Genomic DNA, 3380 nt, shown 5'->3' on the forward strand with positions numbered 1-3380 from the left:
CCGCGCCGTCCCTGCTAAACATGGCCGCTGATGACCGAACTCTCTCCCCCCCGCCGGATCGCCCCGCAGACCGGCCCGCATCTGTGGCTGGGCAGCAGCCTGAGCCCGGCCGACTGGATGCTGCCGCTCGGCGGCGAGATCGCGGCCGAGATCGAGGCGGCGCTCTCCACCCCCGGCACCGTCCTGGCGCGGCTGGACCCGCTGCTGGCGCAGCTGGCCGGGCGGCTGGCGCATGGGCTGGGCTTCGCGCTGCTGCGCGGCCTGCCGCTGCCGCCCGAGCCCGCCGTGCTGCTGGGCCTGCTGGGCAGCCGCATGGGCCGCCCCGTCCATGCCCCGCCGCCCGCGGGCCCGCCCGACGGCCTCTGGCACACCGAGCCCTGCGACGCGCTGCTGCTGCTCTGCCGCGAGGCGGTGGAGGTGACGCTGCTCTCCGCCGCCGCGCTGCACAACGCGCTGCTGAAGAACGACCGCGCCGCGCTGGAGGTGCTCTACCGCGCCCTGCCGCATTTGGCGCCGGAGCCGCCGGGGCCGCATTTGGCGCCGGAGCCGCCGGGCCGGCGCCTGCCGGTCTTCGCCGTGACCAGCGGCGTGTTCGCCGCCCGCTGCGACCGCGCGACACTGGACGCCGACGCCTGCGGCGGCGCGCTCGGCGCGCTGGACGAGGCGGCGGCCACGCCGGGGCTGGCGTTGAAGCTGCCGCTGCGGCCGGGCGACCTGCTCTGCGTCAATCCCTTCCTGGTCTGGGCCTCCCGCGTGCCCGGCCTGTCGGCGCTGCCGCTGGTGATGCCCAGCTCGCGCCTCTCGGACGGCGCCTTCGCGGCGCTGCACGCGGCGGAGGGCTGAGGGCGATGCGCATCCTGGTGGCCAATGCCAACACCAACGCGGCGATCACCGCGCGCTGCGCCGAGGCGGCGCGCGCCGCCGCCGCGCCGGGCACCGAGATCGTCCCCGCCATGCCGCGCTTCGGCGCCGCGGCCATCTCCACCCGGGCGGAGAACATCGTCGCCGGCCACGCGCTGCTGGAGCTGCTGGCGGAACATGCCGGGCAGGTGCAGGCGGTGGTGCTGGCCGTCAGCCACGACACGGCGCTGGAGGGGGCGCGCCAGCTCATGCCCTGCCCGGTGCTGGGCATGACCGAGGCGGCCTGCCTCGTCGCCTGCACCACCGGGGCGCGCTTCGGGCTGGTGACGCTGGGCAGTGCCGAGACCTACCGGGAGCTGGTGGCACGGCATGGCCTCTCCGGCCGCCTCTCCGGCCTGGAGGGCGTGGCGATGACGCCGCAGCAGGCGGTGGCGGACCCGGCCGCGGCCAAGGCGATGCTGCGCGGCGCCATCGGCCGGCTGGTGGAGGGGGGCGCCGATTCGGTCATCCTCGGCGGCGCGGCGCTGGCCGGCATGGCGGCGGAGCTGTCGGCGGAGGATCCGCAGGGGTCGCCCGTGCCGCTGCTGGACGGCATCGCCTGCGGGGTGAAGCTGGCCGAAGCGCTGGCCGGGCTCGGCCTGCCGCGGCCGCGCGCCGGCAGCATGGCGCCGCCCCAGGGGCGGGTGACCAGCGGCCTCTCCGGCCCCCTGGCGCGGCTGCTGGCCGGCGGCTGAACCCGCCGGCTCAGCCCGCCAGCCGGGCGGGGCCTTCCGGCAGCGGCCCGATCGCGGCCAGCCGGGCGGCCTCGGCCTCGGCCACGGGGCGGCCGAACAGCCAGCCCTGGCCGATGTCGCAGCCCATCTCGGCCAGCCGCGTGGCTGTGCCGGCATCCTCGATGCCCTCGGCCACGGCGGGCAGGCCCAGGCTGTGGCTGAGGCCGATGACGGCGGCGACGATCTTGCTGCTCTCGCTGCTCTGCGTCATGTCGCGGATGAAGTCGCGGTCCACCTTGATCTTGTCGAAGGGCAGGGCGCGCAGGTGGCGCAGGCTGGAATAGCCGGTGCCGAAATCATCGAGCGAGAGCTTGATGCCCAGCGCCTTCAGCGCGCCCAGCAGCTCCCGCGCCAGGTCGAAATTCTCCACCAGCGCGCTCTCGGTCAGCTCGATCTCCAGCCGGGCGGGGGGCAGGCCGCTTTCGGCCAGCGCCTCGGCCACCATGGCGGGCAGGGTGCGGTCGCGCAGCTGCAGGGGGGAGACGTTCACCGCCAGCACCAGCGGCGCCGGCCACGCGGCGGCGGCGCGGCAGGCGCGGCGCAGCAACTGCCGGGTCAGCGGCCCGATCAGCCCCGTCTCCTCGGCCAGCGGGATGAAGCGGTCCGGCGGCACCAGGCCATGGACCGGGTGCGGCCAGCGCGCCAGCATCTCGAACCCGATCAGCCGCCCCGACCCACCGGGCGCGGCGCCGAGCGCCACGAGCGGCTGGAAGTGCGGCACCAGCGCCTCCGCCGCGATGGCGCGGCGCAGCTCCGCCTCCAGCGCCAGCCGCGCCCGCATCCGCTGGTCCATCTCCGCCTCGAAGATGCGGATGCCGCCGCGTCCCTCGGCCTTGGCGCGGTACATGGCGAGGTCGGCGCGGCGCAGCGCCTCCTCGGGCGGGCAGGGGCCGCCGTGGAGGATGGCGATGCCCAGGCTGGCGCCCACCTGCACCTGCCGGTCTGCCTCCCCGCCGCCCTGCTCCTCCAGGATGAAGGGCTGCTCCAGCGCGGTGGCGACGCGGCGTGCCAGCCGGGCGGCGGTGTCGGCGGCGCCCGCGGCGTCCGGCCCCCCCGCCTCCAGCGTGGCGAGGATGACGAACTCGTCGCCCCCCAGCCGCGCCACCATGTCCTCCGGCCGCGCCAGCGCCGCCAGCCGCCCGGCCGCCGCCTGCAGCAGGCGGTCGCCGGTGGCGTGGCCGTGCAGGTCGTTGACGGGCTTGAAGCGGTCGAGGTCGATCAGCAGCACGGCCACGGCCTCCGCCGCCCCGTGCGACTCGAGCCGCAGGGCCAGCGCCTCCATCAGCCGGCGCCGGTTGGGCAGGCCGGTCAGCGGGTCCACCACGGCGAGGTGGCGGGACAGCGCTTCCGCCCGGCGCCGCCGGGCGGCCTCCCGCCGCGCATCCTGCAGGCGGCGCAGGGCGTAGGCGGTGCAGGCGAAGGGCAGCACGAGCAGGGCGGTGAGCCATTCGTCGATCTCCCACGCCTCATGCGCCGCGACGAAGGCGACCAGCGCCTCGAAGGCGTCGAGGCGGAGGCAGAGCGCGGTGGTGACGAGGTAGGCCAGCAGGACCACGGCAAGATCCCGCGTCTCCCGCCGCAGCCGCCGCCAGCGGGCGCGCAGCGCGCGGCGGGCCTCCACTCTCCCGGCTTGCTTTCTCCCGGCTTCCGCCCCGCCGGCCTTCACTACTCCAGCCCCCGCTTCCCCGGTCTTCGCTTCCCTGGTCTTCGCTTCCCTGGGGCGCTCCGGCCCGGCCGCGGCCGCCG

At 76.7% G+C, this 3380-nt stretch carries 3 protein-coding genes; 2 read left to right on the forward strand and 1 reads right to left on the reverse strand.

Annotated elements, in window-relative coordinates; genetic code table 11:
* Nucleotides 1–30 precede the first annotated feature (30 nt).
* Nucleotides 31–843: a Fe(II)-2OG oxygenase family protein gene (locus ACZJYS_RS23665; RefSeq protein WP_493180553.1), complete on the forward strand. Its 813-nt coding sequence runs from the start codon at nt 31–33 to the stop codon at nt 841–843.
* Between the two features lie 5 nt (nt 844–848).
* A complete protein-coding gene (locus tag ACZJYS_RS23670) occupies nt 849–1595 on the forward strand; it encodes an aspartate/glutamate racemase family protein (protein ID WP_493180554.1) in 747 nt (248 codons plus the stop codon).
* Between the two features lie 10 nt (nt 1596–1605).
* Here ACZJYS_RS23670 and ACZJYS_RS23675 read toward each other — a convergent pair whose 3' ends face one another.
* Nucleotides 1606–3255 (reverse strand): putative bifunctional diguanylate cyclase/phosphodiesterase, encoded by a 1650-nt coding sequence (locus tag ACZJYS_RS23675; protein WP_493180555.1) that lies wholly within the window; start codon nt 3253–3255, stop codon nt 1606–1608.
* Nucleotides 3256–3380 lie beyond the last annotated feature (125 nt).

This window comes from Roseomonas sp. TS2 (assembly GCF_058833935.1).

Bases quoted from the DNA above. Each gene is read 5' to 3' on its own strand.
- ACZJYS_RS23665 (WP_493180553.1), top strand. From the start codon at position 31: ATGACCGAACTCTCTCCCCCCCGCCGGATCGCCCCGCAGACCGGCCCG.
- ACZJYS_RS23670 (WP_493180554.1), top strand. From the start codon at position 849: ATGCGCATCCTGGTGGCCAATGCCAACACCAACGCGGCGATCACCGCG.